Raw genomic sequence first — 2,088 nt, 5'->3', positions numbered from 1 at the left:
TATTGTTATTAAAGGACTTTGCAAATGAAGAAGTTCCCATAAAACATAAGTTTTTCGCGCCTAGATAAATAACTGGCTACAACAAAACCTATACGCAATACGGGCGTAAGTGCTTAAACCAAAGGTCTGGGTATGCCGAGCAGCTCCGCAAAATCTTTTGGATTTTGCTCTGGACAAGAAAAAGTAAATCAAAACAATAAGATTTCGCTATGTGCTTGGCGGAAAGCAAACGCTAGTTTGCCTCCGTACTGTTCATAGCTCAGGCGTTAGCCACAAGCTGAAAAAAATATAGTAACTGTAATCAACCGAAATGAAAGACGGAATAATAAACTGGAATGTCGACCCCGAAATTTTCACTTTATTCGACATTTTTCCAATTAGATATTACAGTCTTTCGTGGGCTATTGGTTGCGGTCTTTTATACTTAGTAGTTAAAAGAGTTTATCAAAAAGAGAAAATCCCTCTCGAAAACTTGGAACAGCTAACTATGTACATTTTAATAGGTGGGCTTCTGGGTGCACGCCTAGGGCATTGCTTTTTTTATGAACCACAATATTACCTACAAAATCCACTTGAAATACTCTTACCTATTCGAAAAGTGGGCGAAACGTTCAAGTTTACCGGCTTTCAAGGACTTGCAAGCCATGGCGGATTAACTGGAATAGTAATCGCTATCATCCTTTATGTTAGAAAGAGCAAAACAAATATTTTGTGGATAATGGACAGAGTTGCTCTTGGCTCTGGATTAATGGCTGCGAGCATCAGAATTGGAAATTTTATGAACTCTGAGGTATACGGTAAACCGACAAATGGAAACTGGGGTGTGGTCTTTGAAAGGGTAGATCTAATACCTAGACATCCAACACAACTTTACGAAGCTGGAGCATATTTGTTGATTTTCGTTGTTCTTTTGCTTGTTTATAAATCAAAAAAAATAAAAAGACAAAATGGACTCATGGTTGGAATTTTCATGATTTTAATGTTTGCAGCAAGATTTATGATTGAATTTGTCAAAGAAAATCAAGTTGGATTTGAAGATTCGATGACAATTAATATGGGGCAAATTTTGAGTATTCCGTTAATTCTATTAGGGTTTGCGCTAATATACTTCGGAAAAAAGCCTGTGGCTAACAAAACCTAAACGTAATGCGGACTTTAGGGTTAAATCGAATGGTCTGTGTATATTTATAAAGTCGCTAAATCTTATGGATTTAGCTTTGGACAAGAAAAAATAAAACTAAACAATAAGCTTTAGCTTCGTGCGCAGACGGAAACGACAAGTTTCCTTGCCTCCGCACTACGCTTAGCTCAACCGTTAGCATACATTTAAAACAAAACCCTTGAAACTAAAGAATATCTTCTTGAAAAAGGCGAATTTAACCGAAGACCAAAAGGCAGAAAGATTTTGGAAATGGTTTGATAAGCATCAGAACAAATTTCTCTTCCTTTCCGACATAACTGAATCGGAAAAGGACAAATTAATGGATGAATTTTTAAAAGAATTACACAAATTCAATGAAGATATTTACTTTGAAATCGGAGGACATCCAGAAGATGAAAAAGTGGAATTGGTCATTTCAGCAGAGGGAATAGTTGAACATTTTCCTGCTGTAGAAAAATTGACAAGTTTTGCGCCTGAATATAAAAACTGGGACATAATTGCGTTTAAGCCACCAATGGGAACTGGATTTAGTTTGAACTATCGAGGAAAAAAGTTTGACCCCGAAAAAATAATTTACATTCCATTGACTTCAAAGCAAGACCCAAAAGCTATTGGATTTAATGTATGTTATCCTGACTTTGAAGAATCAGAAAAGGAAATTTTTGTTAATGGAACATATCTAATTTTGGACACTATAATCGGAGAAAAGTCTTGTGCTCTGGACATTGACCATATGGAGGTTATACGCACACCTGAAAACATTGTAGACTATGACTTTGGACATTTATCGAATATTGCAGAGTATATAACAGAAAGAAAAAACGTATGCTAACAAAGAACTGAGGTAAAAAGCAAACAAATTCTTCTTTGATCTGAAACCATACTTTTCTAGGCCCATAGATTCTAAAATCGATTTCTTTGAGCTT

Annotated in this window: 2 protein-coding genes; both read left to right on the top strand. The window is 35.7% G+C overall.

Going from position 1 to position 2,088, the window contains the following annotated elements:
* The first annotated feature begins 310 nt into the window (after positions 1-310).
* A complete protein-coding gene (gene lgt / locus IV512_RS19585; protein WP_209406437.1) occupies positions 311-1,141 on the top strand; it encodes a prolipoprotein diacylglyceryl transferase in 831 nt (276 codons plus the stop codon).
* Positions 1,142-1,340: 199 nt separating this feature from the next.
* Positions 1,341-1,994, top strand: coding sequence for a hypothetical protein (locus IV512_RS19580; protein WP_209406435.1), 654 nt, complete (start codon positions 1,341-1,343; stop codon positions 1,992-1,994).
* The last annotated feature ends 94 nt before the right edge of the window (positions 1,995-2,088 follow it).

Source organism: Pseudozobellia sp. WGM2, from assembly GCF_017810075.1.
Taxonomy (GTDB): domain Bacteria; phylum Bacteroidota; class Bacteroidia; order Flavobacteriales; family Flavobacteriaceae; genus JADNYK01.
Note: the sequence above shows the minus strand (reverse complement) of the source record. Positions and strands in the feature narration are given on the sequence as shown.